Annotated in this window: 14 protein-coding genes and 7 tRNA genes; 16 read left to right on the top strand and 5 right to left on the bottom strand. The window is 34.6% G+C overall.

Features of this window, described 5'->3' with window-relative positions; genetic code table 11:
* Positions 1 to 77 precede the first annotated feature (77 nt).
* From pnp to A9G17_RS10775, 3 genes are all read left to right on the top strand, one after another.
* On the top strand, positions 78 to 2,192 hold the full coding sequence (pnp, locus tag A9G17_RS10765) for a polyribonucleotide nucleotidyltransferase (RefSeq protein WP_065738704.1): 2,115 nt from the start codon (positions 78 to 80) through the stop codon (positions 2,190 to 2,192).
* A gap of 23 nt (positions 2,193 to 2,215) precedes the next feature.
* Entirely contained in the window at positions 2,216 to 3,076 is an 861-nt protein-coding gene (nlpI, locus tag A9G17_RS10770; RefSeq protein ID WP_065738705.1) for a lipoprotein NlpI, read from the top strand.
* A 354-nt stretch (positions 3,077 to 3,430) separates the two neighbouring features.
* On the top strand, positions 3,431 to 5,200 hold the full coding sequence (locus A9G17_RS10775) for a DEAD/DEAH family ATP-dependent RNA helicase (protein WP_081301744.1): 1,770 nt from the start codon (positions 3,431 to 3,433) through the stop codon (positions 5,198 to 5,200).
* A gap of 69 nt (positions 5,201 to 5,269) precedes the next feature.
* Here A9G17_RS10775 and A9G17_RS10780 read toward each other — a convergent pair whose 3' ends face one another.
* Positions 5,270 to 6,664: an MFS transporter gene (locus A9G17_RS10780; protein WP_065738706.1), complete on the bottom strand. Its 1,395-nt coding sequence runs from the start codon at positions 6,662 to 6,664 to the stop codon at positions 5,270 to 5,272.
* Between the two features lie 147 nt (positions 6,665 to 6,811).
* Between A9G17_RS10780 and A9G17_RS10785 the strand changes: the two genes are divergently transcribed.
* Genes A9G17_RS10785 through recB form a run of 3 tightly spaced genes read left to right on the top strand, consistent with a single transcriptional unit; the run spans position 6,812 to position 11,017 of the window.
* Positions 6,812 to 7,108 carry a YfcZ/YiiS family protein gene (locus A9G17_RS10785; protein ID WP_065738707.1) on the top strand — a complete coding sequence of 99 codons (297 nt, stop codon included), beginning with the start codon at positions 6,812 to 6,814 and terminating at the stop codon, positions 7,106 to 7,108.
* Between the two features lie 25 nt (positions 7,109 to 7,133).
* On the top strand, positions 7,134 to 7,574 hold the full coding sequence (gene sixA / locus A9G17_RS10790) for a phosphohistidine phosphatase SixA (protein ID WP_198227058.1): 441 nt from the start codon (positions 7,134 to 7,136) through the stop codon (positions 7,572 to 7,574).
* Positions 7,556 to 11,017, top strand: a complete 3,462-nt coding sequence (recB, locus tag A9G17_RS10795) for an exodeoxyribonuclease V subunit beta (protein ID WP_065738709.1) — start codon at positions 7,556 to 7,558, stop codon at positions 11,015 to 11,017. The genes sixA and recB overlap by 19 nt, the downstream gene beginning before the upstream one ends.
* A gap of 75 nt (positions 11,018 to 11,092) precedes the next feature.
* Here recB and A9G17_RS10800 read toward each other — a convergent pair whose 3' ends face one another.
* Entirely contained in the window at positions 11,093 to 14,179 is a 3,087-nt protein-coding gene (locus A9G17_RS10800) for a beta-galactosidase (protein WP_065738710.1), read from the bottom strand.
* Between the two features lie 392 nt (positions 14,180 to 14,571).
* Between A9G17_RS10800 and A9G17_RS10805 the strand changes: the two genes are divergently transcribed.
* Positions 14,572 to 16,356, top strand: a complete 1,785-nt coding sequence (locus tag A9G17_RS10805) for a carbohydrate porin (RefSeq protein ID WP_065738711.1) — start codon at positions 14,572 to 14,574, stop codon at positions 16,354 to 16,356.
* A gap of 93 nt (positions 16,357 to 16,449) precedes the next feature.
* On the opposite strand, the gene A9G17_RS10810 is transcribed toward A9G17_RS10805, so the two are convergent.
* On the bottom strand, positions 16,450 to 17,454 hold the full coding sequence (locus tag A9G17_RS10810) for a substrate-binding domain-containing protein (protein WP_065738712.1): 1,005 nt from the start codon (positions 17,452 to 17,454) through the stop codon (positions 16,450 to 16,452).
* 342 nt (positions 17,455 to 17,796) lie between these two features.
* Positions 17,797 to 19,914: an alpha-galactosidase gene (locus tag A9G17_RS10815; RefSeq protein WP_065738713.1), complete on the bottom strand. Its 2,118-nt coding sequence runs from the start codon at positions 19,912 to 19,914 to the stop codon at positions 17,797 to 17,799.
* Between the two features lie 186 nt (positions 19,915 to 20,100).
* Between A9G17_RS10815 and A9G17_RS10820 the strand changes: the two genes are divergently transcribed.
* The 9 genes from A9G17_RS10820 to A9G17_RS10860 all read left to right on the top strand — a co-directional run bounded on the left by A9G17_RS10820 (position 20,101) and on the right by A9G17_RS10860 (position 22,764).
* Positions 20,101 to 20,751 carry a TIGR04211 family SH3 domain-containing protein gene (locus A9G17_RS10820; RefSeq protein WP_065738714.1) on the top strand — a complete coding sequence of 217 codons (651 nt, stop codon included), beginning with the start codon at positions 20,101 to 20,103 and terminating at the stop codon, positions 20,749 to 20,751.
* Positions 20,751 to 21,848: a tRNA nucleotidyltransferase/poly(A) polymerase-related protein gene (locus tag A9G17_RS10825; RefSeq protein ID WP_065738715.1), complete on the top strand. Its 1,098-nt coding sequence runs from the start codon at positions 20,751 to 20,753 to the stop codon at positions 21,846 to 21,848. Before A9G17_RS10820 ends, A9G17_RS10825 begins: the two co-directional genes overlap by 1 nt.
* A 117-nt stretch (positions 21,849 to 21,965) precedes the next feature.
* Positions 21,966 to 22,042 (top strand) — tRNA-Met (locus A9G17_RS10830).
* Positions 22,043 to 22,079: 37 nt separating this feature from the next.
* Positions 22,080 to 22,164: transfer RNA gene (locus A9G17_RS10835), tRNA-Leu, on the top strand.
* Positions 22,165 to 22,189: 25 nt separating this feature from the next.
* Positions 22,190 to 22,264: transfer RNA gene (locus A9G17_RS10840), tRNA-Gln, on the top strand.
* 77 nt (positions 22,265 to 22,341) lie between these two features.
* Positions 22,342 to 22,424 (top strand) — tRNA-Leu (locus A9G17_RS10845).
* A gap of 25 nt (positions 22,425 to 22,449) precedes the next feature.
* Positions 22,450 to 22,524: transfer RNA gene (locus A9G17_RS10850), tRNA-Gln, on the top strand.
* Positions 22,525 to 22,589: 65 nt separating this feature from the next.
* A tRNA-Leu gene (locus A9G17_RS10855) sits at positions 22,590 to 22,674 on the top strand.
* A gap of 15 nt (positions 22,675 to 22,689) precedes the next feature.
* Positions 22,690 to 22,764, top strand: a tRNA-Gln gene (locus A9G17_RS10860).
* A 986-nt stretch (positions 22,765 to 23,750) separates the two neighbouring features.
* Here A9G17_RS10860 and A9G17_RS10865 read toward each other — a convergent pair.
* Positions 23,751 to 25,157 carry a hypothetical protein gene (locus A9G17_RS10865; protein WP_065738716.1) on the bottom strand — a complete coding sequence of 469 codons (1,407 nt, stop codon included), beginning with the start codon at positions 25,155 to 25,157 and terminating at the stop codon, positions 23,751 to 23,753.

A 25,157-nucleotide genomic window follows, 5' to 3' on the forward strand; every position in this document is an offset into this window, starting at 1 on the left:
CAGTATCATAACTTAAGTTGTGCTGCTTTCTATCAAAATATTAAGCTTCAACAAAATTACTACAAGAGGACATTATTTTGTTTAATCCGACATATCAAAAATTTCAATATGGTCGTCATACCGTTACTTTAGAAACAGGCATTATGGCTCGTCAAGCAACTGCTGCCGTAATGGTTAATATGGATGACACGGCTGTATTTGTAACTGTTGTTGCTGATAAAAAAGTTAAAGAAGGTCAAGACTTTTTCCCTTTAACAGTTAACTACCAAGAACGTACTTATGCTGCTGGACGTATTCCAGGTGGATTTTTTAAACGTGAAGGTCGCCCAAGTGAAGGTGAAACTTTAATTGCTCGTTTAATCGACCGTCCACTTCGTCCTTTATTTCCAGAAGGTTTTGTTAATGAGATTCAAATCATTGCAACAGTCGTATCAGTTAACCCAGATGTTAGCCCTGATTTAGTTGCGATGATTGGTGCATCTGCTGCACTATGCTTATCTGGTGTGCCTTTCCATGGACCAATTGGTGCTGCGCGTGTGGGCTTTATTAATGATGAATTTGTTTTAAATCCATCAGTAAAAGAGCTAGCAACAAGCCGTTTAGACTTAGTGGTTGCAGGTACTAAAAGTGCGGTATTAATGGTTGAATCTGAAGCTGATTTATTAACTGAAGATCAAATGTTAGCAGCAGTCGTATTTGGTCATGACCAACAACAAGTTGTCATTGATAATATTAATGAGTTTGTCGCCAAAGCTAATTGCGAAAAATGGGATTGGGTTGCACCAGTTAAAGATGAAGCGCTTTATAATGCCGTTTCTGAATTAGCAAAAGATCGCTTAGGTGAAGCTTATCGAATTACTGAAAAACAAGCGCGCTATGCTCAAATCGATTCAATTAAAGAAGATGTGCTTGCAGCACTTAAAGCACAAAACGAAGAACTTGATGAAAACAAAGTCATCAATATTATTGTTGATTTAGAAAGTCAAATCGTTCGTCAACGCGTTATTGCTGGTGAACCACGTATCGATGGTCGTGAAAAAGATATGATTCGTGCGCTTGATATTCGTACAAATGTATTACCAAGAACTCATGGTAGTGCACTATTTACTCGCGGTGAAACTCAAGCATTAGTAACAGCCACTTTAGGTACTGAACGTGATGCTCAAATTATTGATGAGTTAACCGGTGAATACACTGAACGCTTCTTATTGCATTATAACTTCCCTCCATATTCAGTTGGTGAAACGGGTATGGTTGGTTCGCCAAAACGTCGTGAAATTGGTCATGGTCGTTTAGCTAAACGTGGTGTTGCAGCAGTAATGCCAAGCATTGAAGAGTTCCCTTACACTGTTCGTGTCGTTTCTGAAATTACGGAATCAAATGGTTCATCTTCAATGGCTTCTGTATGTGGTGCGTCATTAGCTCTTATGGATGCGGGTGTACCAATTAAATCATCTGTAGCTGGAATCGCAATGGGGCTAGTGAAAGAAGGTGATAAATTTGTCGTTTTATCTGATATTTTAGGTGATGAAGATCATCTTGGTGATATGGACTTTAAAGTAGCAGGTACTCGTGAAGGTGTGAGTGCATTACAAATGGATATCAAGATTGAAGGTATCACTAAAGAAATTATGCAAATTGCACTTAATCAAGCAAAAGGCGCTCGTTTACACATTTTAGGCGTGATGGAACAAGCGATTAATAAACCTCGTCAAGAGATTTCAGAATTTGCACCGCGTATTTATACTATGAATGTCAATCCGGATAAAATTCGCGATATCATTGGTAAAGGTGGCGCAACCATTAGAGCCTTGACCGAAGAGACCGGAACTACTATTGAAATCGCTGATGATGGTACTGTTAAAATTGCTGCTTCAGACAGTAATAAAGCGAAAGATGCAATGGAGCGCATTAACAATTTAGTTGCTGAAGTTGAACTTGGCAAAATTTATACAGGTAAAGTAACACGAATTGTTGATTTTGGTGCTTTCGTTTCAATTATTGGTGGTAAAGAAGGTCTTGTCCATGTGTCACAAATTGCCGACCATCGCGTTGAAAAAGTTTCTGATTATCTAAAAGTCGGACAAGAAGTGAATGTTAAAGTTTTAGAAATTGATCGACAAGGTCGAATTCGTTTGAGCATGAAAGATGCTGTTGAATCAACGACAGAAACAGCTCAAACTTCCGAATAAAAAATTATTCACTAGGAGTTAAGATGAGACAGTTCAACCTGATGAGGATTATAAGCTTTTCATTAGCGATTATTCTTATGACAGGTTGTTCTAACTCTCAGCCTTTACTTGCTGTTCCTGAGCAAGTTTCATATGATGATGAATTAAAAATTGCACAGATAAGTCAACAGTTATCTCAAAAAGACATTGATACAGTAACGCGGATACAGCTTATATTTCAACGTGGCATTGTCTACGATTCACTGGGTTTTAAAGCATTTGCACAAAGTGATTTTAGTTATTTGATGGAATTCAATCCTGAAAGTCCAGACATTTATAATTTTATGGGAACTTATGCTTTACGTGAAGGGGATTTTGACAATGCTTTAATGTCCTTTAATACGACAATTGAACTTGATCCAACATATGTTTATGCTTATTTAAATCGTGCCATTACTTTATACCGTACTGGCCATTATCAATCAGCAGAACGCGATGCATATCAATTCTATCAATTTGATGTGAATGAACCGATCAGAATTTTATGGCTTTATTTGATTGACAGAGAGATAGATAATGAAGCTGCACAAAATAAGCTACAAAAACGTTATGATCTAATAAATGATAAAACGATTTATAGTAGCGATATTATTGCATTTTATTTAGGGAAGATTAATGAATCTAAGTTAATGCAAAATCTTCAACAAGGCGTTGAAAGTAACCGGCAGTTAGCCGAACGTCTTTGCGAAGCCTACTTTTATTTAGGTAAATATTATCAAAGTAAAGGTAATAACGAGCGTGCTAAAATGTTATTTAAATATGCTTTAGCTAATAATATTTATAACTTTGTTGAACATCAACAGGCGCTCTATGAAATGAAGTTACTTGAAGAAAATGAAAAGTAACATGGGTCATGCCAGTTTAAAAGTGAAAATATTGTTATAGCGTAGTTCTGATTTGCCAAAAAATATATTCTCAACATTTGATAATACAGTTAGTTTTATCATCTTTTAAATAAATATCATTTAACTTTAAATTTATTTATTTTGCATACATTGGATCGTAGTTGAGTCAATATCGGCAGTTAGTTATTGGGGTGAGTTGTAAATTTTCAATTTAGTGAGCTGGCATAAATTTATATAAACTTTCTTTGTTTGAAACAGTAATAATTTAACAATTACTGTCATTCGTTGATCAAAATGCTTAATTTGGTTAACCAAAAGTAAGTTTGTATATTCAAAATTTTTAAGCGAGTTTACATGACAAAAGAAATTTCTTTTATTGACCTTGGTTTATCTGAGGATATCCTTAACGCATTAAATGATCTTGGTTTTAGTAAACCATCACCAATCCAATCTGAATGTATTCCTCTATTATTAGCAGGCAACGATGTATTGGGTATGGCACAAACAGGTAGTGGTAAAACCGCTGCATTTTCAATTCCTTTTTTAATGAATATTGATGCAAACCTAAAAGCACCACAACTTTTAGTTTTAGCACCAACGCGTGAACTTGCGATTCAAGTTGCTGATGCTTGCGCAGAATATTCAAAATATATGAAAGGAATAAAAGTATTAGCATTATATGGTGGTCAACGTTATGACGTTCAATTGAGAGCATTAAAGCAAGGACCTCAAATTGTGGTCGGTACACCAGGACGTTTACTTGATCATTTAAATCGTAAAACGTTAGATCTTTCTAATCTTAAAGGATTAGTGCTAGATGAAGCTGATGAAATGCTAAGAATGGGCTTTATTGATGATGTTGAAAGCATCATGGCGACAATTCCTGAAGATCACCAAACAGCACTATTTTCAGCGACAATGCCTGCGCCAATTCGTCGTATTACTAAAAGATTCATGCATAATCCTAAAGAAGTACAAATCAAAGGCACTAACCAAACTGCACCAGATATCGAACAGAGCTATTGGCTTGTTCGTGGTATGCGAAAAAATGAAGCGATTGTTCGCTTTTTAGAAGCTGAAGATTTTGATGCGGCAATTATTTTTGTTCGTACAAAATCAGCGACTTTAGATGTTGCAGAAGTGCTCGAAAAACATGGTTACAGCTGTGCTGCTTTAAACGGTGATATGACACAACAATTACGTGAACAAACATTAGATCGATTACGTAATGGTCGTTTAGATATTTTAATTGCAACCGACGTTGCAGCTCGTGGTTTAGATGTAGAGCGTATCAGCTTAGTTATCAACTATGATATCACCTTAGATTCAGAATCTTATGTTCACCGTATCGGGCGAACAGGGCGAGCAGGTCGTGCCGGTCGTGCAATTTTATTTGTTGACAGCCGCGAACGTCGTTTACTTAAAAATATTGAGCAAACAATTAAGAAAACCATTCCAGAAGTGGGCTTACCGTCAAAAGATCTGCTTGAAGCACGTCGTTTAGCGAAGTTTACTGAACAAGTTCAAAAACAACTTGAAAGTAGTGATTTATCACAATATCAAACCTTGTTAGCGCAAATACAAGCTGATAGTGGAGCTGATCTTGAAACGATTGCTACAGCATTATTAAAATTAGCTCAAGGTGAACGTCCATTAATTTTACCACCAGACCCGGTATTTAAGCCGTCACGTGAAATGCGTGATCGTGATAATCGTGGAGGTGAGCGCCGTTTACGTGGTGATAATCGTGAAACGCCAAAACGTCGAGAACGTCGTGATGTTGGTGAAATGGATATGTACCGTATTGAAGTGGGTAAAGAAAACGGTGTTGAAGTACGTCATATTGTTGGTGCAATTGCAAATGAAGCAGATATCAGTAGTCGCTACATTGGTAATATTAAACTCTATGAAACTTACTCAACAGTTGAGTTACCAAAAGGTATGCCAAAAGATATCTTAAAACATTTTGAAAAGGTAAGAGTACTTAACCAACCGATGAAAATGAGCTTAGTTAGTGGTAATACTTCGGAAACTAAGCGTGGTCGTAAAAGTACTAAATCTGATGCAGGTGATAACAAAAGTTCACCTAAAAAACGTGGTCGTCCAGCAGCGCCTAAGTTTTAATACATTTTAGTGTTAATACTTTTTAGTTTTGATTGTTGCAAACCTCTATCTTTATGGTAGAGGTTTTTTTTATTGTTTTTCTTTTAGATTGTTGCCTGCATTTTTAGGCAAAGTGATGAAGTCAATCATCGCCAGTAAAGTCATTCCTGCCACCATAAACAGCGCTAATTGAAAGTCTTCAACCATTAAACCCGTTTGGCTATGCCCATTATAGCTGGAAGCAATAAATAGAAATAACGCACTTAAAACAATACCCAGTACGTTATTTAATTGTTGAAAAATGGTTGATAAGATGTTGGCGCTTTGTATTTCGTTTTTATCAATTTCTGAAAAACTAAGTGTTGTGATTGTGGTAAATTGGATAGAACGTGCACCACCCGAAAAGAATAGAACCAATATAATCCATATGATTGGTGTTTCTGGTGTGAAAAGAGCACATAATACAAAACTAAATGACAGTAACAAACCATTAACAATAAGAATTTTACGGAATCCAAACTTGTGTATTAATGGAGTATTAACGGTTTTAAGGATAATATTGCCTGCAAATAGTGAAAGTAGTAACGAACCAGCGGTTAATGGCGACCATCCAAAGCCGACTTGAAACATAAGAGGTAAGATAAATGGTGCACTGTTTAAACCAATTCGTATTAATGAACCGCCAAAAAAGGTCATTCTAAATGTGCGTTTTGAAAACGCGTACAGGCTGATTAATGGGCACTGCGTATGCGTAAGATGATAATAGGCAAAGATTAATACTAAACTACCGACAAAAGAAATGGCAAGACCCAGCCAGAGGCTATGATTTGAATGAGAAACCATTTCTAGCCCATAAACAAACAGTAATAAGCCTAAACCACAAGCGATAAAGCCCACACTATCAAATATACGCTTTTCAGGTTGCTCTTTCGGTAACAGTCGATGAGCGAAAAACAGAGCGATAAAACCTAAGGGAATATTAAGAATAAATATCCAATGCCAAGTGAGATATTGAGCAAAGAATCCACCAATAATTGGTCCCATCAATGGCGCAATTAAGCCGGGCCAAACTAGAATCGAAATTGTGCTAACCAGATGCTGTTTTTCGGTTCGACTTAATACAACAGTTCTGCCTACTGGTACCATTAAAGATCCACCTAATCCTTGAATTAACCTTGCGATGGTAAACATGGTCAGACTGGTCGATAAAGCACACAATATTGACGCTAACATGAATAATATAATCGAAATGGAGAAAGTCCGATACGCTGTAAAACGATTTGCTATCCAGCCACTTGCAGGTAAACCAATTGTAAGCGCTAACATATAAGCGCTAATACCAATAGATAAATCTTGTGGATTAGTTAAAAATGATTTTGCCATTGCAGGTATTGCAGTGGTGATTACCGTCGCGTCCAGATTTTCCATGAAGAACGTTGCGGCAACTAAAATCGCCATTTTTCGGACGTGATTATTTTGCTGCATTGTATTATTTAATTGATTGAGAAAAATAAAAATAGGGTTCTAATATACCCCAAAAGTTTGAGTTATGATAAAGCTTTTTACATTTTGCCCTTAGTTATGATTAAGAGTATACTATATGTAAAATTAATCGGTAAATAGAGGTATAGCATGACAGATTCTTTAAACAAATGTAAAGCGAATGAAACCCCAGCGTGTTGTTGTGTAGATGTTGGTACTATTATTGACAATGAAGATTGCAGCGCTGAGTATGAGCATGTCTTTGCAACAGAATCAGAAGCCCAAGCTAAATTAGCATCATTGACACAAGCTGCCAAAACTGTTGAAACAGAACCTTGTGAAATTAGCAGTAATATTGAAAAAGTTAATGATGGTTTTAAATTATCTGCAACATTTACTTTTTGCTGTGGTGCAGAATGCATGATCTTCCAATTAAAATTACGCTAATAAAAGATTGATGAAAGTTTGTATTATGAGACATGGTGAAGCAGGGTTTTCTGCTTCATCCGATGCAAGTCGAACCTTGACTGATTATGGTATTGAACAAGCAAAACAAGCTGGAATTTGGCTTAAAGAGCAAAATTTCCATTTTGATTTAGGTTTAGTCAGCCCCTATTTACGAGCACAACAGACGTTAACAGAATTATCATCACAGGTCAGTGTTGCAAAAGTGACAACCGATAAATTCTTAGTTCCAGGCGGTAGCGCATCTTATATAGCTGATACATTAACGATGCTAGTAACCAATGGTGTTAATAATGTAATCGTTGTCTCACATCTACCATTAGTGGGATATCTTGTTAATGAACTTTGTCCGCATGTTTCGCCACCTATGTTTCCAACTGCTGCAATTGCTTGTGTGGAGCTATCATTAGATGCTTCTGGAAAGCTTGAATGGTTTCATCAAGCGTAGTAAAAAAACTTAACCTTTTTGATTTACCTTTAACCGGTCGAAGTTTAATTGAAGCATCGGCAGGAACGGGTAAAACTTATTCACTCGCCTTTATCTATTTAAGGCTGTTACTTGGTATTGGGCAAAATAGTTATCCAAAGCCTCTTGATGTTAGCCAAATTCTTGTTGTAACTTTTACTAAAGCCGCGACGCAAGAATTACGCTCACGTATTCGTCAAAATATACAAGAATTAAGACTTGGTTTAATCCAAGGGCATCATCAAGATCCTATTTATCAAAAATTAATTGATTTAATTGATGATCGCCATTCAGCAGTGCAAAAGCTTACTGATGCCCAACAGGCAATGGATGAAGCGGCGATCTATACTATTCATAGTTTTTGCCAACGAATATTAACCAGCCATGCATTTGAATCAGGTGTATTATTCGAACAAAAGTTAGTAGCCGATGAATATCAATTGCAATTACGTGTAGTACAAGACTTTTGGCGTCATTATTTCACGCCATTAGATAAATCGCTTGCTTATCTTATTATTGATACTTGGAAAGATCCTACCACATTATTGAGAGATATTAACCCTTATTTGGGATTAGGTGTCGAGGATGATGATAAATCAAATCCAGATATCAGAGCAACGATTGAAGCTTTTTATGAAAAAAATCATAAAAAAATAGAAGAGATTAAACAAGATTGGTTGATTGCTGTTGCTGATTTGAGCGAAATTATTACTCAATCTGGTGTGAGTAAACAATCTTATAGTAGCCGAAATTTACCCAATTGGTTAAATAAAGTATCGACATGGGCAAACAAAGCAACACAAACGTTTGAATTACCTAATGAACTTGAAAAATTTCGTCAATCAGTATTAAACGAAAAAACCAAAGATGGAAAAAGTGCTCCTTGTCACTCTATTTTCGGAAAAATCGAGTCACTTTATCAACAACCCCTCAATTTACGTAGTCAAATCTTAATGGATATTGTTGGTATCATTCAAAAAGGGATCTATAAGGAAAAACTAAAAAATGGTGCTATAAGTTTTGATGATCTTATTTGGCAACTTAATCGAGCTCTGTTTGTAAAAAATGGCAAACGACTGGCGAAAAGTATTGCGTCACAATATTGTGTTGCCTTAATTGATGAATTCCAAGATACCGATCCATTACAATATCAAATATTTAATCGTATTTATGATAACCAGCAGTCCGATCGTGGATTGTTATTTATTGGTGATCCAAAGCAAGCTATATATAGTTTTCGTGGTGCTGATATCTTCACTTATTTGGAAGCTAAACGATCGACGGGTGAAAATCATTATACGATGGATGTAAATCATCGTTCTTCTGCAACAATGGTGAATGCGGTTAATCAGCTATTTGCTAATCATGATAACCCATTTGTGTTTGATGAGATTCCTTTTTTACCAATGCAGGTGGCAGAAAGAAATCAAAAAAAAGCATTGTTATTAAATAATGAAGAAGTCTCCGCATTAACGGCTTATCTATTACCGCAGGAAATTTCAACAAATGCTGATTATCAAGAATATATGGCAAGTTGTTGTGCAAAGCAGATTGTGACTTTATTGTCGAGTTCTTCAATACTAGTAGATAATCAGGAAAAACAACGTCCCGTAATGACGGCAGATATTGCTGTTTTAGTGCGTACAGGACGTGAAGCTGAAATCATCAGACAAAAATTAGCATCGTTGGGCGTTAAAAGTGTTTACTTATCAAATCATAGTAGTGTTTTTTCATCAACGGACGCAAAAGATGTACTTAACCTATTGCAAGCAGTGTTAATGCCCGAAAACGAATCAACACTGCGCTTAGCCTTAATGACATCACTGTTTGGTCAAACAATGACTGAACTTGAGCAAATTACTGATGACCAAGATAAGTGGGAAAGTTTGGTTGAAGAATTTAAGCAATACCAAGCTATTTGGCTACATTATGGCGTTTTAGTCATGTTACGCCGAATGATGAAACGACGTCATTTAGCTGAAAATATCTTAGCACGTCAAGATGGTGAACGAACTTTAACGAATATAATGCATCTAGGAGAATTGCTTCAAGAAGCTGCGGATGAGTTAGACAGTCCTCATGCTTTAGTTCGTTGGTTGACCAAACAAATAGTCAGTCCAGATCTTAATTTAGAAAATCACGAGCAACGTCTTGAGAGTGATGAAAACTTAGTTAAAATTATTACAATCCATAAATCAAAAGGGTTAGAGTTTCCTATTGTTTGGTTGCCTTTTATTTCATTGTATCGATCATCTGACAGTCAATTTTATCATGATAAAGAGAATGACTATAAGTTAACTTATGCATGGTTATTGACGGATGAAATTAAGCAACAAATAGAAGATGAACGTCTTGCTGAGGATTTACGTTTATTGTATGTTGCTATGACGCGCTCGGTATATCATTGTAGTATCGGTCTTGCTTCTTTGAAAAAAAGTCAGTCAGCTATTAATCATCTTTTGAAAAATGACTTAAGGGCTATTGGTAATATGGCAAACTTAATTGATGTCGAATTGCCAATTAATGGTGAACACTATGTTCCTCCTATGTTATCGGTTCCAACACTATCTGCTAATGTTTTTACACGTAAGCTCTCAAACTGTTGGCGAGTAACCAGTTATACTGAATTACAGCAACATCAAAATGCCTTATTGAACTATAATCTTGATATCATTAATGATTGGGATGAGCCACAATTTAAATCCACTAGTGAAGAACTTGTAGAATTGCAATATGACATTCACCATTTCCCTAAAGGGGCATATGTTGGTACTTTAATGCACAGTATTATGGAACATATTTCATCCGATAACATTGATGAATTATGTACTGAGATGGTGAAAAAACTCAATCTTGATTCTAATTGGAATAGTATTGTTGCCAATTGGATGAGACAAGTATTGGCGACTGAATTGGGTCAGTCAGGATTAATATTATCAAACATATTGATGGGTAAATGTATTAACGAGTTACAATTTTATTTACCTATACGTCAATCTGTAACTTGCCAGCAATTAGATTCTCTTTGCAAGAAATATGATGATTTATCTCAATCACGTTCTGAATTATCCTTTGATTCTGTGCAAGGTATGTTAAAAGGATTTATTGATTTAGTCTTTGAATTTGAAGGTAAATATTATGTGGTCGATTATAAGTCAAATTGGTTAGGTGATAATATTGATCATTATGGGCAAAATGCACTGAAAAAAGTGATGATAGAACATCGTTATGATCTACAATATCAACTTTATAGTTTGGCATTACATCGATTTTTGAGAAGCAGGATATCCAATTATCGATATCAGACCCATTTTGGTGGGGTATATTATCTCTTTTTACGGGGTATGCCTGATCAGGGGATTTTTTATCATCGACCTCAGCAAGAATTTATAGAAAAACTCGATCAATTATTTGAAGGCCATTAGGCATTAACTCTTTAATTAACTAACATTCAGGCACGATTAAATCGTGCCTTATTTTAGTCAAATAATTTCTGTTTGTTAACATTTAAAAATCAATTGATAGCGATAATGTTTATCCATTAGTAAAAATTCTGGATGTACATTTGGTGTCCAAGAATCATCACCACCAATGCCCATATGATAAGCATCTATACTGACGTAGGCGCATGTTTGAGGCACTAATAAATGACGATGTGTTTTTTCCATCAACTGTTTAGTACCATATTGATTAATATTAAATTTAAATTGATGACCTGTAATTATCATATCATTAAGAATTAATTGTTTGACATCACAACGTAAGCCATTTTCACAAGGATAAATATAAGGCGTATAAAGTTCGGCAAATGGTAATGACCAATCACCAAAGATTGCAGAGGTTTTTCGATCAGGATAGTTTTCATGTGGTCCTAATCCCAGCCAGTTTACCTGTTTTGGTATCTCTTTCAATTGATACGTCAAACCAATACGAGCCGGCGCAGGCATATCATTCGCAATATCGACTTCTACTGTTATCGTCAAGTTTCCATCCTGATCAAATTGATGTAACCATTTACTTTGAATGACTTTGCGTTTTTTCACACTATAACCATGAAGCGCTTCAATAATTATATAGTCATCTGTTTGTGACGCTTTGATTCCAAAACACTGATGGCTCAAATCAAAATAGCCAGCGGCTTTCCACTGTTCAACCCATGCAAAAGGGTTATTATTACTATTAAAATCACCACTAATGCCAATATCATTATCAATCGGAGCTCGTATAAACTGATCAGCCAGTGCGCTGGCTAATAATGGTTTCTTATTTTTAACCCATTGGCTCAGCTGTCCTGTTTTTTTATTAATTTGCCAACTTTGATTTCTCCAATTGATAATAAACTCATTTTTATTTTCAGTTAATTTTAGTAGCTTTTTATTTTTACTTAAGGTCCATTGCGGAATAAACTGGTTAACTAATTTGAATTGTTCCCAAGCCACAGTATGTTTTGCTGGAGACCATGCAGTGGCTCTGTTTTGAACGACTTTGAGCGATAGGTGTAAGTCTTCTCCATCAAAATTCTTACCAATGTCGTCAGTAATTTTTAGTTCAATTGTATCGTTAGGATTAATATTAAGTTTAAGTTTACCACTTTGTTGATTTTTACCATCAAGTAGCAGTTCCCAATATAGTATTTCATTGTCTGTAGTACGGAATAGATACTCACTAGTTACTTCAATAATCAAAGGTTTTTGACTGACAAGTCTGAATTGAAATGGCTGTTGCACTTTTTTGGCTTCAATTAAACTTGGATGAGGTTTACGATCAGGAAAAACTAAACCATCTAAACAAAATTGTCTATCGTGATAAGCTTCACCAAAATCACCGCCATAAGCCCAATAACTTTCACCTGATAGATTATGGCAACGGATACCATGATCTGCCCATTCCCAAATGAAACCACCTTGTAATCTAGGATATTGCCTAAATGCCTGCCAATATTTATAAAAAGTACCTAAACTGTTACCCATAGCGTGAGCATATTCACATAAAATAAGTGGGCGTTTTTCATCAGGCATTGAAACCCATTTTTTTATTGACCATTTAGGAACATTAGGGTGGGGTTGATCTTGATCAACTCGCGCGTACATAGGACAAATAATGTCGGTGGCAGCTGTATTGGCGCCTCCTCCCTCATATTGAACTAGGCGGGTTGGATCATTACTTTTGATCCAACTATAAAGCGCATCGTGATTTGCTCCATGTCCTGATTCATTACCAAGTGACCAAATAATAATTGATGGATGATTGCGATCACGTTGAACCATACGAGTTACTCGTTCACTATAGGCAGCCAACCAAAGAGGATCGTCAGACAGACGTGACATTGGGAACATGCCGTGTGACTCAATATTTGCCTCATCTACTAAATAAAGACCATATTCATCACAAAGTTCATACCAACGTGGATCATTCGGATAATGGCTACAACGCACCGCATTAAAATTGTGTTGTTTGATTAATTTTATATCATGAAGCATAGCTTGTTCGGTAACTGCGTATCCCATATCAGGATAAAATTCGTGACGATTTGTTCCCTTAATGATTAGTGGTTTACCATTCAAACAAAGTTGCCCATGTTTGATTTCGACAGTTCGGAAACCAATGTTATAAGCTTCAGATTCAATTAAACCCGTATTATTATGATTCAAACTAATAACAAGCCGATAAAGATTAGGTATTTCGGCACTCCATAATTGTGGTTTGGTCACTGGAATATGGCAAATTACTCGGTCATTGTAACCCCCTTTTTCATCAATTGCAGGAGTACCCATTGATTGTGAGTGTTCAAGGACTAATTTATCTTTTTGCCATAATTCAATGTCTACATTGAGCATCTCTATATCGTCTTGATGCTTTACATCAATTTGCAAAGATAAGGTAGCATTTTGATAGCAATCATCAAGTATTGTTTTAACTTGAATATCTTGTAAATGTGATTTTGGTTTATGAAGTAGTGAAACGCCACGGAAAATACCACTTAATCTCCACATATCCTGATCTTCAAGATAACTGCCATCACACCATTTTAAAACTAGTACAGCAATACGGTTATCACCTTTCTTTAAAAAAGGAGTTAAGTCAAATTCAGCTGCAATGCGGCTATCTTGTGAATAGCCAACCCATTTACCATTACACCAAAGATGAAATGCGGCACTGACACCATCAAATATAATTCTTATATCACCTTCATTTAACCATTTTTCATCAATATTAAAGTACCTCGAATAACAACCCGTTGGGTTATCTTCAGGAACAAAAGGGGGGTTATAAGGAAAAGGATAACGAATATTTGTATAAACTGGTGCATCGTAACCATGAAATTGCCAATTTGATGGAACAGGAACAGTGGTATTATCGAGTTCTTTATCCAACCACGATTCTGGTACTTGTTTTGGGTTATTAAAATAACTAAAAAACCAATCACCATTGAGCGATAAGATTGCGTCTGAATCACTATTATTTTTTGCTTGTTGTTTATCTCGCCAGCTATTAAATTTGGGATGTGTATTAAGTCGATTAATGCTTAAAATAGATAAATTATTCCAATCTGCTCGATTGAGAATTTCACTGAAACAAAGATTCATTATTTTCTCCTGTTGTTTAACTCATTATTTATTTGCAATTTCACTTAGTAAGCTGGCTTTTTTTTATTAATTATAAATAGTTTTTATTTTATTTAAGTGATCCAGTTAACATTTTATGTAATCGGTTACATTTGTATTTTTATATCTTTCAAAAAATAGGATAATTAATAATAATTTCAATATTAATGTGACATATGTCACATTATGTATATTTATATTGTTAATGATTAATTTTATTAGTTATATTAAATAAGCTTATTTATTAAGCATTGGATTGCTACCGTAAGATTATGGGCAAAACCTAAAAAATAGTTATCGCTATTTTTTAGGTTTTTTTTTGTCTCAAATTTTTGAGACTTCTTTAATATCTATATAATAATGAGTAGAAAAAAATGAAATATTTAACTAAGGCAGTATTAAACGTCAAACCTAAACGAATTGTTTTAATTACTTTACTTGGCTTGTGTTCTATACAAAACTCTTTTGCTGCTACTCAAGAAGAGTTAGAGGCCAGAATATCGATGTTAGAACAAAAATTATTGGCACTTTCTGAAGAATCTATAGATTTAAAAAAGCAAGTGATCGAGTCTAATAAACAGCTAGCAGAATTAAATAAGAATATTCAACAACAACAGATTGTAATAAATAATCAACAAAAGGCGCTGAAAAATCAGAGTGTTGCTTTAGCTAAAACTTCAACCCAAACACCAGCATCTAAACAAACCCAAAATCACACTCAAACCAATATTAATTCCAAGTCTGTTATTCAACAACAACCGGCAGTAGACAATCAAATTGTCATAGTTAACGATACTAAGCAAAGTGATAATGCAGCCCCAACATCGCAAACCAAATCACTTAAAAACTCTTTTACTCTGTCAGAGTTTAAAGATTACATCAAAGACGAAATCGGTTTTTCATTTAATGGTTATTTTCGTGGTGGCTGGTCAACCTCCCAAAATGGCAAGCCTAAAAATTATGCTGAAGGGGCATTAGGTCGGTTTGGTAATGAATATGGTGGTTGGTACGATCTTGTCTTTAAACAAAAAGTGTATGATGAAGATGGTCATAGAGTGGATGCCATTGTTATGATTGATGGTAATGTAGCGACCAATAAAGCAGCTGGTTTATTCAATACTCAAGATGACAATATTATGCAGTTTTCTGATATTTACTTATCTACCAAAGGATTTGTGCCAGGATTTCCTGATGCAAATTTATGGGTAGGTAAACATTCACTTCCTTATAATGAAATCCAAATGTTAGATTGGAAAACTCAAAAAACACCTGCAGGCGGTGGTATTGGTATTGAAGATCTTGGAATTGGCGTGGGTAAACTTGATTTAGCTTTGGTACGAGCGGATGTTAATGTCAAACAAGTTAAAAAAATTGAAGTTACAAATAATGGTAATACTGAGATACAAACCGTAACTAAACGGGAAGAAGTCGACTTAAATGAAATCGAGTTTCGCTATCGAGATATTCCTTTATGGCAAGATGCCACTCTTGCAATTAATGGTCGTTATTCTGCCCCCAATAAATCCAAAATTCAGGACAGTGTTAGTGTAAAAAATGCTTGGTTAGGAAGTTTTGTTTTAAGACAAAATAATTTCTTTGGTGGATTTAATCAATGGACTTTACAAACTGCGACCAATTCTGTTGCGTCACAATTAGCGAATATTAATACTAATAACCCTGAATTTGCAGCAAATTCTGATAATGATTATATCGGTACTCATACAGGGGGAAAAGCTTATCGATTGGTATCTGAAGGTGAGGCTTATTTAGCCGATAAAGTGATTGTCGCCCATGCACTCGCGCTTACAACGGGAACAGATGTTTATTCCTATGACCTCAATTTGGCCCATACTGATTTTTCGAGTTTCAAATCAGCAGTAAGACCTGCTTATATATGGGATAACTATAATCAAAGCGGCATCGAATTAGGTTATTTTAGACAAAAAAATAAAGTTAAAGGCAAAAGCTATAATGAAGAAGGTTTTAAAACAACGATCTTCCACTCATTTAAAGTTGGTGAAAGTATTTTAACATCAAGACCTGATATACGTTTCTATGTTTCTTATTTAGAATCTTTACAAAATGAGATCAGTAAATTTGATTTTAATGGTAAAGATAATCAAATTAGCTTTGGCGTGCAAACTGAAGTTTGGTTTTAAATAATCTTACCTGAAAAAATAACTAAATGTCGAAAACACATAATTTTTAGGGTTTTCGACATTTTTTTAATGCAGTTTTTAAACTAATAACAATCATTTAATTTTAGTAACAGAATATCGCTTAGTTAAAGTTGGAGTAAAAACATTAATTAAATTGGCTGGTAGAACTTCACTTTTTGCTAATCGCAATGCGAGCTCCGCAGCTTGTTCAGCCATAGTTTGCAATGGGTAGCGAATGGTTGTCAGTTTAGGATGTAAATACCGAGCAAGTAATAAATCATCAAAACCAATGATAGAAATATCTGACGGAATTTTTATATCATTATCATATAATACAGAAATAGCACCCGCTGCCATAGAGTCATTGTAGCAAGCAATAGCAGTAATTTGTTGATTGCGCTCTAAAAGAGACATCATAGCTTGTTCACCACCTGTTTCATTTGGCGAAGAAATAGCAATCAAATTATCGTTTATATCAATATTATGTTCTAATAGTGCATCTTTATAGCCTTGTAAGCGGTCGGTTGAATCTGATATATCATGGTTTGAACACAAATAACCAATGTTGGTATGACCATGTTGAATTAAATGTTTAACAGCTAAGTAAGAACCATAACGGTCATCAAGTGCAATGCAGCGTTTTTCAAAACCTTTGATTATACGATTAATTAATACCATCCCTGGAACTTGCTCCATCAATCTTATTAAAGTACTGTCGGAAAGCATTTTTGCATGGACTACCAACGAAGAGCAACGATGTTCAATTAGTTGGGTTATAGCATTATATTCTTTATTTTCATTGTGATAACCATTGCCGATCAATAAAAAGTGTCCGGTTCGGTAAGCTACTTTTTCAACTGCACTGACCATTGCACCAAAAAAAGGATCTGAAACGTCTGCGACAACAATACCAATGGTTTTTGAATTTTGCTGAGATAACGCACGAGCGTTTGCATCTGGATAATAGTTTAATTTTTCCATAGCAGTTTTTACAATCTCACGCTTATTATTACTAACATTGTTTGCATTATTGATAACACGAGATACTGTTGCAACTGAAACATTGGCTAATTGTGCAACATCTTTTATTGTCGCCATAAAACTCCTTTTTAATTTGATATTATTACTAACAATTTATATCCATATTACTTAAAGTTTATCCATTTAAAATATTGTAGTTTACCAACGATTAAAGCAAAAATGGTTCGCAAAGAGGGAAGGTAACCTATACTTGAAATATTTTGTTTATATCTTTTAGCTAATTCAGTCGGTTGAACCCTGAATATATGAGATAAAACCTTATAATAATGGAAAAATTTTTATTTGCCAATCATTGTATTATTGGCTGAATCGTTTCAAATTCAATATGTTATAAAGGAGAATGAATACTTTCATTCCCCTTATTATTCAATAATTTGATATTTTTTGTATTTTTTTGATTTATTTGGATGTGATCCTGATAAGCATAGCAGTTGCAGGATCAAGCACAGGTAATGGTAATCCTATATTCATTAACCAATCGCCTGAAAGAGTTGTTTGAGTTTTCATCCATACTGGTAATATTTTCATCGCATGACCACTGATTTTAGGATCAATATTGTCTGGCATATCAAGAATTTCTATTTGATATTGCTTATCTGTTAACAATCCTGTCAAACGTAAATTACCACTCAATGCATAAGTTGGTAATGCTAATTGGGCGATAATAAACGCTGCTTCTTTTTGATCTTTGCTAACAACCCCATAACTTTGCATCGCGCGAGGATCATCGACGTCCAAGCGTACACTATTACCACTATGTAATAATGGACGCAATTGTTTGTGTAAATTAATATAATGAGCAAACGCTTTTTGTTCTTTTTCAGATTCTTTAACAGGATCAAGTTCAACACCCATATGACCAAACAGTGCAGTCAAACCACGTAAATTCATATGTAATTCGCGGAATGTAGTATGACATAAGGCACCACCAATGTGAGCCCCCATGACCTCAGGAGGGAAGAAGTAACTCATACCACGCTGAATGATCTGTCGATCTAATGCATCGTTAGAGTCTGACGTCCAGAAACGTTGAGTACGTTTTAATATTTCATAATCAATACGTCCTCCACCAGAAGAGCAAGATTCAATTTCAACATGAGGGAATTTTTCTTGTAAAATATCAATTAAACGATATAACGCTTCAGTTTGTCCAACAATGGCTGGATTACCATTGTGGCCTGCTTGCACAATTTCACGATTCATATCCCATTTGATATAGTCAATGTCATAGCTTCCAAGCAACCATGTTAATCTTTCAAGCAAATACTCAAAAACCGCTGGATTTTGCAAATCGAGTAAATATTGATGACGACCTTCAGGTTGATTATAACCATGCAGTTCTAGTAACCAATCAGGGTGAGCGCGATAAAGATCGGAGTTTTTATTAATCATCTCTGGCTCGACCCAAATACCAAATTCCATGCCCAAATCTTTAATATGTTTAATCACAGGTTCTAAGCCGTTTGGATATTTTCGTTTATCCAAATACCAATCTCCCAACCCTTGATAATCATCGTCACGTTTACCAAACCAACCATCATCAATAATAAATCGTTCAACCCCCATATGTGCAGCCTTAGTTGCCATTTGTATAATATAGTCCGGATTATGATCAAAAAAGATACCTTCCCAAGTATTAAGATGGACTGGGCGCGGTTTATTTTGGTTAAATTTGATAATGTTGCCACGCAAAAAATCATGGAAGTGCTGACTCATCTCATTCAAGCCTTGATCACTATAAGTTGCATACAACCAAGGAGTTGAAATTGACTCGTCTTTACTTAATGTAATTTCTCCTGCCATATATAAGGCTTCGGCCTGAATAAAACGTTTACCATTACTTTTTACTGCTACCTGAATTCGATGATTTCCACTCCAACCTAAATGAACACCCCATACTTCACCGGATTGTTCTTTAAAGCTATCGGTACCAACTATCATACCCGGAAAATACTCATGTGAAGTACGTCCACGACGGTTTTCTTGCAAATAACCACAATGTTCGATTTTAGTACGATGCGGAAAGAACTCCTTAATCCAACGTCCACTAAAGGCCATTAATTCTTGTGCTCTTTCTGGAATAGGAAGAGTGATTGATAAGCGATTGACCTGATAAGGTTCATTGCCTAGATTAATTAAACTATTTTGGCATTGTAATACACCGCTGTTATCTAAAATAAAATGGCTGGTGAAACGTAGGTTAGCAATATTATCTTCACTAATAATAGTGATTTCATTTTCTGTTTGAATAACTTCCTTGGTGATAAAAACAGGAGACCAATCTTTACCATTGCGATGACCTTCAAGTCCTGGTGTACTAAAATTACCTAAACCTTCTTCAGGGCATAAAGTAAACGGTACGTCAACATCAATACGCGCGTTAGGAACAGCTGGGGTTAACATTTCCAGTTTTTCGAGTTGAATGTTTTGTAAGCGTTTACCAAAATAGCTAAGTTCAGCATAAGGTGTTGTACGTAATAGGACATCTACATTGTTATTATTAAGACGATAGTTCATAATGACTCCAAGATTGTGGTTCTTTATCTATGTAAAATAATTACATTTCTATAAAAATAAAATGATTAATTTTTTAATTTGTGATTAAGATCTCACAAAAAATGTAATCGATTTCATTTTTTTGTGTTGCTAGTTATTTTGTAGAGACATATATTGTGAAATGAATGTGCGAAAAGTTATTTTTTTATGTTATTATGGTTAAAAAATGGATGGATTGAGTTAAATATGATGAAAAAACATAATATTATTATAATTTCTTTTCTTGGTTTTGTGTTTAATGCTAATGCTGCAGATAAATATGTGACAGATGATATAGATATCTACTTACGTCGTGGTCCTAGTACTAATTATGGTTTCTCTGGCGCGGTTAAAACTGGTCAAAAAGTGACTTCTCTTGAAAAAAGTGACGATGGTAAATACACAAGAATCCAAATTAGTAATGGTAAGATAGGGTGGATTGAGACCAATAAACTTAATGATGAGCCAAGTTATCGAGAACGCCTTCCCGAGTTAGAAGCAAAATTAGCCGAATATCAAGATAAAGTGAATAATGTTGATGAACATCAACGAAAAATCGTAAATGAATATGAGCAAAAATTGCAATCTGCGGAAGAATTAATTGAAACTCTTCAAAATAAAAATGCCGATCTTGATAAACAAGTCAAACAGCAGAGAACTCAAATAGATTCGATGTTAAATCAAGTTGATGATAAACGACTCGATCTTATTCTTACATGGTTTACTTATGGCGGTCTTGTTGCTGGTGGAGGTCTAGTATTAGGTCTAATTTTACCAATGATAATGCCTCGTCGTAAAAAAGATCGTTGGATGCGTTAATGTCTCAAATCTATCTAGTTGGAGGGTGTGTTCGGGATAGATTGTTAGGATTACTGAGCGCGGACCGTGATTGGGTTGTTGTTGGAGCAACGCCTGAGGAATTATTATCTTTAGGCTATCAACAGGTCGGTAAAGATTTCCCTGTATTTTTACATCCAGTTACAAAAGAAGAATATGCATTAGCGAGGACAGAACGCAAAGCAGGTAATGGCTATACTGGATTTATTTGTGATTTCAGTAAAGACATTACTTTAGAACAAGATCTTATCCGACGAGATCTTACCATCAATGCTATTGCTATGGATGAAGAAAATAATATTATTGATCCTTACTATGGCGTTGAAGATATCAAACGTAAGCTGTTACGTCATATCTCGCCTGCTTTCCGTGAAGATCCTTTGCGAGTTTTGCGAGTCGCGCGTTTTGCGGCACGTTATCATCAATTAGGTTTTGTTGTTGCAACAGAAACAATGAATCTTATGAAAGATATGGTTTTAGCCGGAGAAATTAGTTATCTAACCCCAGAGCGTGTCTGGAAAGAGACTGAAAAAGCCTTATCTACTTTAGATCCTCAAATCTATTTTCAAGTTTTGGAACAATGTGGAGCACTTGCTATATTGTTTCCATCATTAGTCTTATCCGATACGGTTATTGATGCTTTAAAACACTCTGTTTCATTAACTAACGATTTAACCATCCGTTTTAGTGTTCTTTGTTCGCAATTATCAACTAGGCATGCAGTTGAAGATTTATGTAGTAAAGTCAAATCACCCAATAATTATACTAAGCTTGCCATAATGGTTAAGCAATACTATAAAGATGTCCAGTCTGTGCAAACACTCACAGCTGAACAAATTATCTGTTTACTAAATAGAATTGATGTATGGCGTAATCCACAACATCTTTCTCAATTGATTATGGCAAGCGAGGCTTTAGCTAAAACTGCATCCTTTCCACAAGCACAATATTTAGAAAATGCTTATAAACTAGCTAATAGTGTTAATGTGCAAAAAATTATTTCCGATGGGTTTACTGGAAAAGAAATTCAAATTGAACTACAAAAAAGGCGAATTGAATTGTTATTAAACCGGATTTGATTGCATCTTAATCGATCGTAACTTTTTTTCAAAATATCTAAAAAAAAGTGTTGACGATTTGCCGGAACTTAAGCATAATGCGCCTCGCAGTGTTGGTTATGACGTTGCGAATGAGATGGCTACGTAGCTCAGCTGGTTAGAGCACATCACTCATAATGATGGGGTCACAGGTTCGAATCCCGTCGTAGCCACCATTAAGATTAGGTAGTACTTTTACCGGAAGTATTCAGTGCGGGTGTGGCGAAATTGGTAGACGCACCAGATTTAGGTTCTGGCGCCGCAAGGTGTGTGAGTTCAAGTCTCTCCACCCGCACCATTTAATCTTAATATTAATCCTTTATTGGGGTATAGCCAAGCGGTAAGGCAGCGGGTTTTGATCCCGCCATGCCCAGGTTCGAATCCTGGTACCCCAGCCATTCCATTCTGCGTAATTTTTTAAGATGCTTTAGTCCGTTTAATTTTTTAGGTTTATACCTCTTTATTGATTATTTATACGGGTGTGGCGAAATTGGTAGATGCCCAGATTTAAGTTCTGGCGCCGCAAGGTTGTGAGTTCAAGTCTCTTCATCCGTACCATTTAATCTTAATAATTATCTTTTATTGGGGTATAGCCAAGCGGTAAGGCAGCGGGTTTTGATCCCGCCATGCCCAGGTTCGAATCCTGGTACCCCAGCCATTTTATCCTGTATAATATATTAAAATTTTTAAATCTGATATATACTATTTTATCAATAGTTCAATACGGGTATGGCGGAATTGGTAGACGCGCTAGATTCAGATTCTAGTTCCGAAAGGTGTGCGAGTTCAAATCTCACTACCCGTACCATATATTTTTTTATAATGGGGTATAGCCAAGCGGTAAGGCAGCGGATTCTGATTCCGCCATTCCAAGGTTCGAATCCTTGTACCCCAGCCATAAATGTGCATTCCTTTCTTATATTTGGTCAACTCTTTCACAATATTATTTGAGTCCATAAATAGCATTAATTCATACTTTTTTTACAACTATTTAGTTGCTCTAACAGATACATTAATTTGATATTGATTATCGTTGTTCTTCTCCTTTTAAATGCAATTTATATTTATGAACTTTATTACTAATGTATGGTTAATAATATAAATTATGATTACCTAATTCCATTTAGTCAAAAAGCTTGTATTAACTTAATCGTTACACTGTTGGGTTAAGATAACTAAACTAAAAATAGTTGTATAAAGTCTATGTTTATCTACTTTCAAATTAAAAACACCTTGAACATTGTTAGTTTAATTCCACTAGTCGGTAAAACATAATTTTTTTGATAATGTCGAATTTTTTAACCATAAACTAATGCCTTTCATTTATGGTGAAATAAAATATCAATAGGCTGTAGAGACTCATCAGATACTTGATAATGAAAAAATTAAAGATCGAAAAATGGTAATCTCAAAATAAATTTAGGTTCAATTAGTGTAAAATCTAAGCGTTAGAAAAGAATAATTAAAAGTCTTTGTTCCGACACAAGTAAAAAATTAGCTCAAATTCCTATAGAATTTATGATTGATTAGATAAAATCTATTTGTTGTTATTATAGAACTTTTATATAGCAATTTTTCTATAATTATTTAACAGAAGTACTATATTAATTATCAAGTCAGAATAAATTAGTAACCTAGTGGAAAAATGTTAGAAGCGTATAAAACCAAAATATAGTATAAGTAATCAAATAATATGACACAAATCGAATATAGATAAGTATTAAGTAATCAGCATTATTTTCATATTGATTTATGTGTTTCTAATAAGTAATTTATATGTAGATAGTATATAAATTGCCGGCAAAACAGGGATTTTTAAAATTAATCATTATCCACGATAGAACGTGAATAATGAATATATTATAAAAAAGCCTATACCTAGATTTAAAAACTGTCTGTCGTTTTATATCCTCCACCACCTGACGATGAACTTGATGAGTAACTACCGCGACTTGATGATGAACTACTACTGGATGAAGAACTACTACGGTATGAAGACCCCCAAGAAGATGATTTTGATGAATAGCTCAATAATGATCCGATACTGCTTTGATGTACCGAAGTTCTTCTTTCGATTTTTATTCGTACTCTATAGCTAAGTAGTGTCTCAACAATGGTAATTGGAAAAACATCATTGTTTAATAATTTATTTAATAGTTCATTCAGATTATACGAAGATATCCTATATTCATATAAAAAACTGGAAATATTGTATTCCTTAAAAAGATGAAGTGTTTCATTAAAACGCTCATAGGTTTTCATTAAATCTGAAGTTGTATTACGAAGATGAACAATATGATTCTCAGATTGCTTTATCTGTTTCTCTATTTCATAGAGCTTTTTAAGTAATATATCATCTCCTTTAGTTTTTGTTTGTAAGGTTAGCTGCTGAAGTCTATCAAAAGACTTATGTTTTAAAAACTCAGCAAGTTGCAAAGAGAGTCTTTTAAACTCGAGGCTTTTTCCTGTTTGTGTTTCATTTAAAACATTATAATTTTCTTGCTTTTCTCGCTCTAGATTCGCTAAATCCTGCTCAATTTCTGCTAATTCAACTCTTATCGCTGGTATTTTCAAAACAGTTTCAACACTATGTTCTTTCTGTTCTTTTTGTTTTAATGCTAATTCATAAGATCTTGTTTGATTTTCGTAACGTGATTTTGATTCATTTAGTAATGAATTGATTAATTTGTAATTTTTGTAATTTTGAGAAAAATTAACAAATCTTGCTAACCATGCATCTAGGTTTTTTAAGATCCAAAAAGCTTTGTAATTATTTTCACCATAGTTTCGCTTAATTAAATAATTAAAATACCTATTTTCGTTATATTGAACAAGTTTTTCTGAAAACTCGCTTTGAGAAGCTTCAAAGTTTTCAGTTTCTTTATCAAAGCGTTCTTTTTCGATAGTAAAGCGATCAAATAGCGATAGATAATCGGGATCTTTCTCAAGTTGTAGCGTTTTTTCGGTTGTAAGTTCATCTAATCTTATCAAAATTTCTGTTAATTTTATCTGCTGCTTATCAATTTTTTTGTCTAAACTGTAAGATTTGCTTTTTAATTGCTTTAAAACATTTTGTAACTGGTCAATAATTTTTTGTATTTTAATATCGTTATTTTCAGGTGATTCTAATAAATAGATAGTCGCAATTTTATTATAAATATTTGCTTGTTGAGTCTTTAAATCAAGTAATTTTTCATGTGTATCATGTAATTCTTGATTGGCTGAGTCCAAAGAAGCCTTAGTTGTACGAGCTTTTTGATTAATGGTGCTTTCAATTGTTCTTGTCTGCAT

The organism is Gilliamella sp. wkB7 (genome assembly GCF_001693435.1).
Classification (GTDB): domain Bacteria; phylum Pseudomonadota; class Gammaproteobacteria; order Enterobacterales; family Orbaceae; genus Gilliamella; species Gilliamella apicola_N.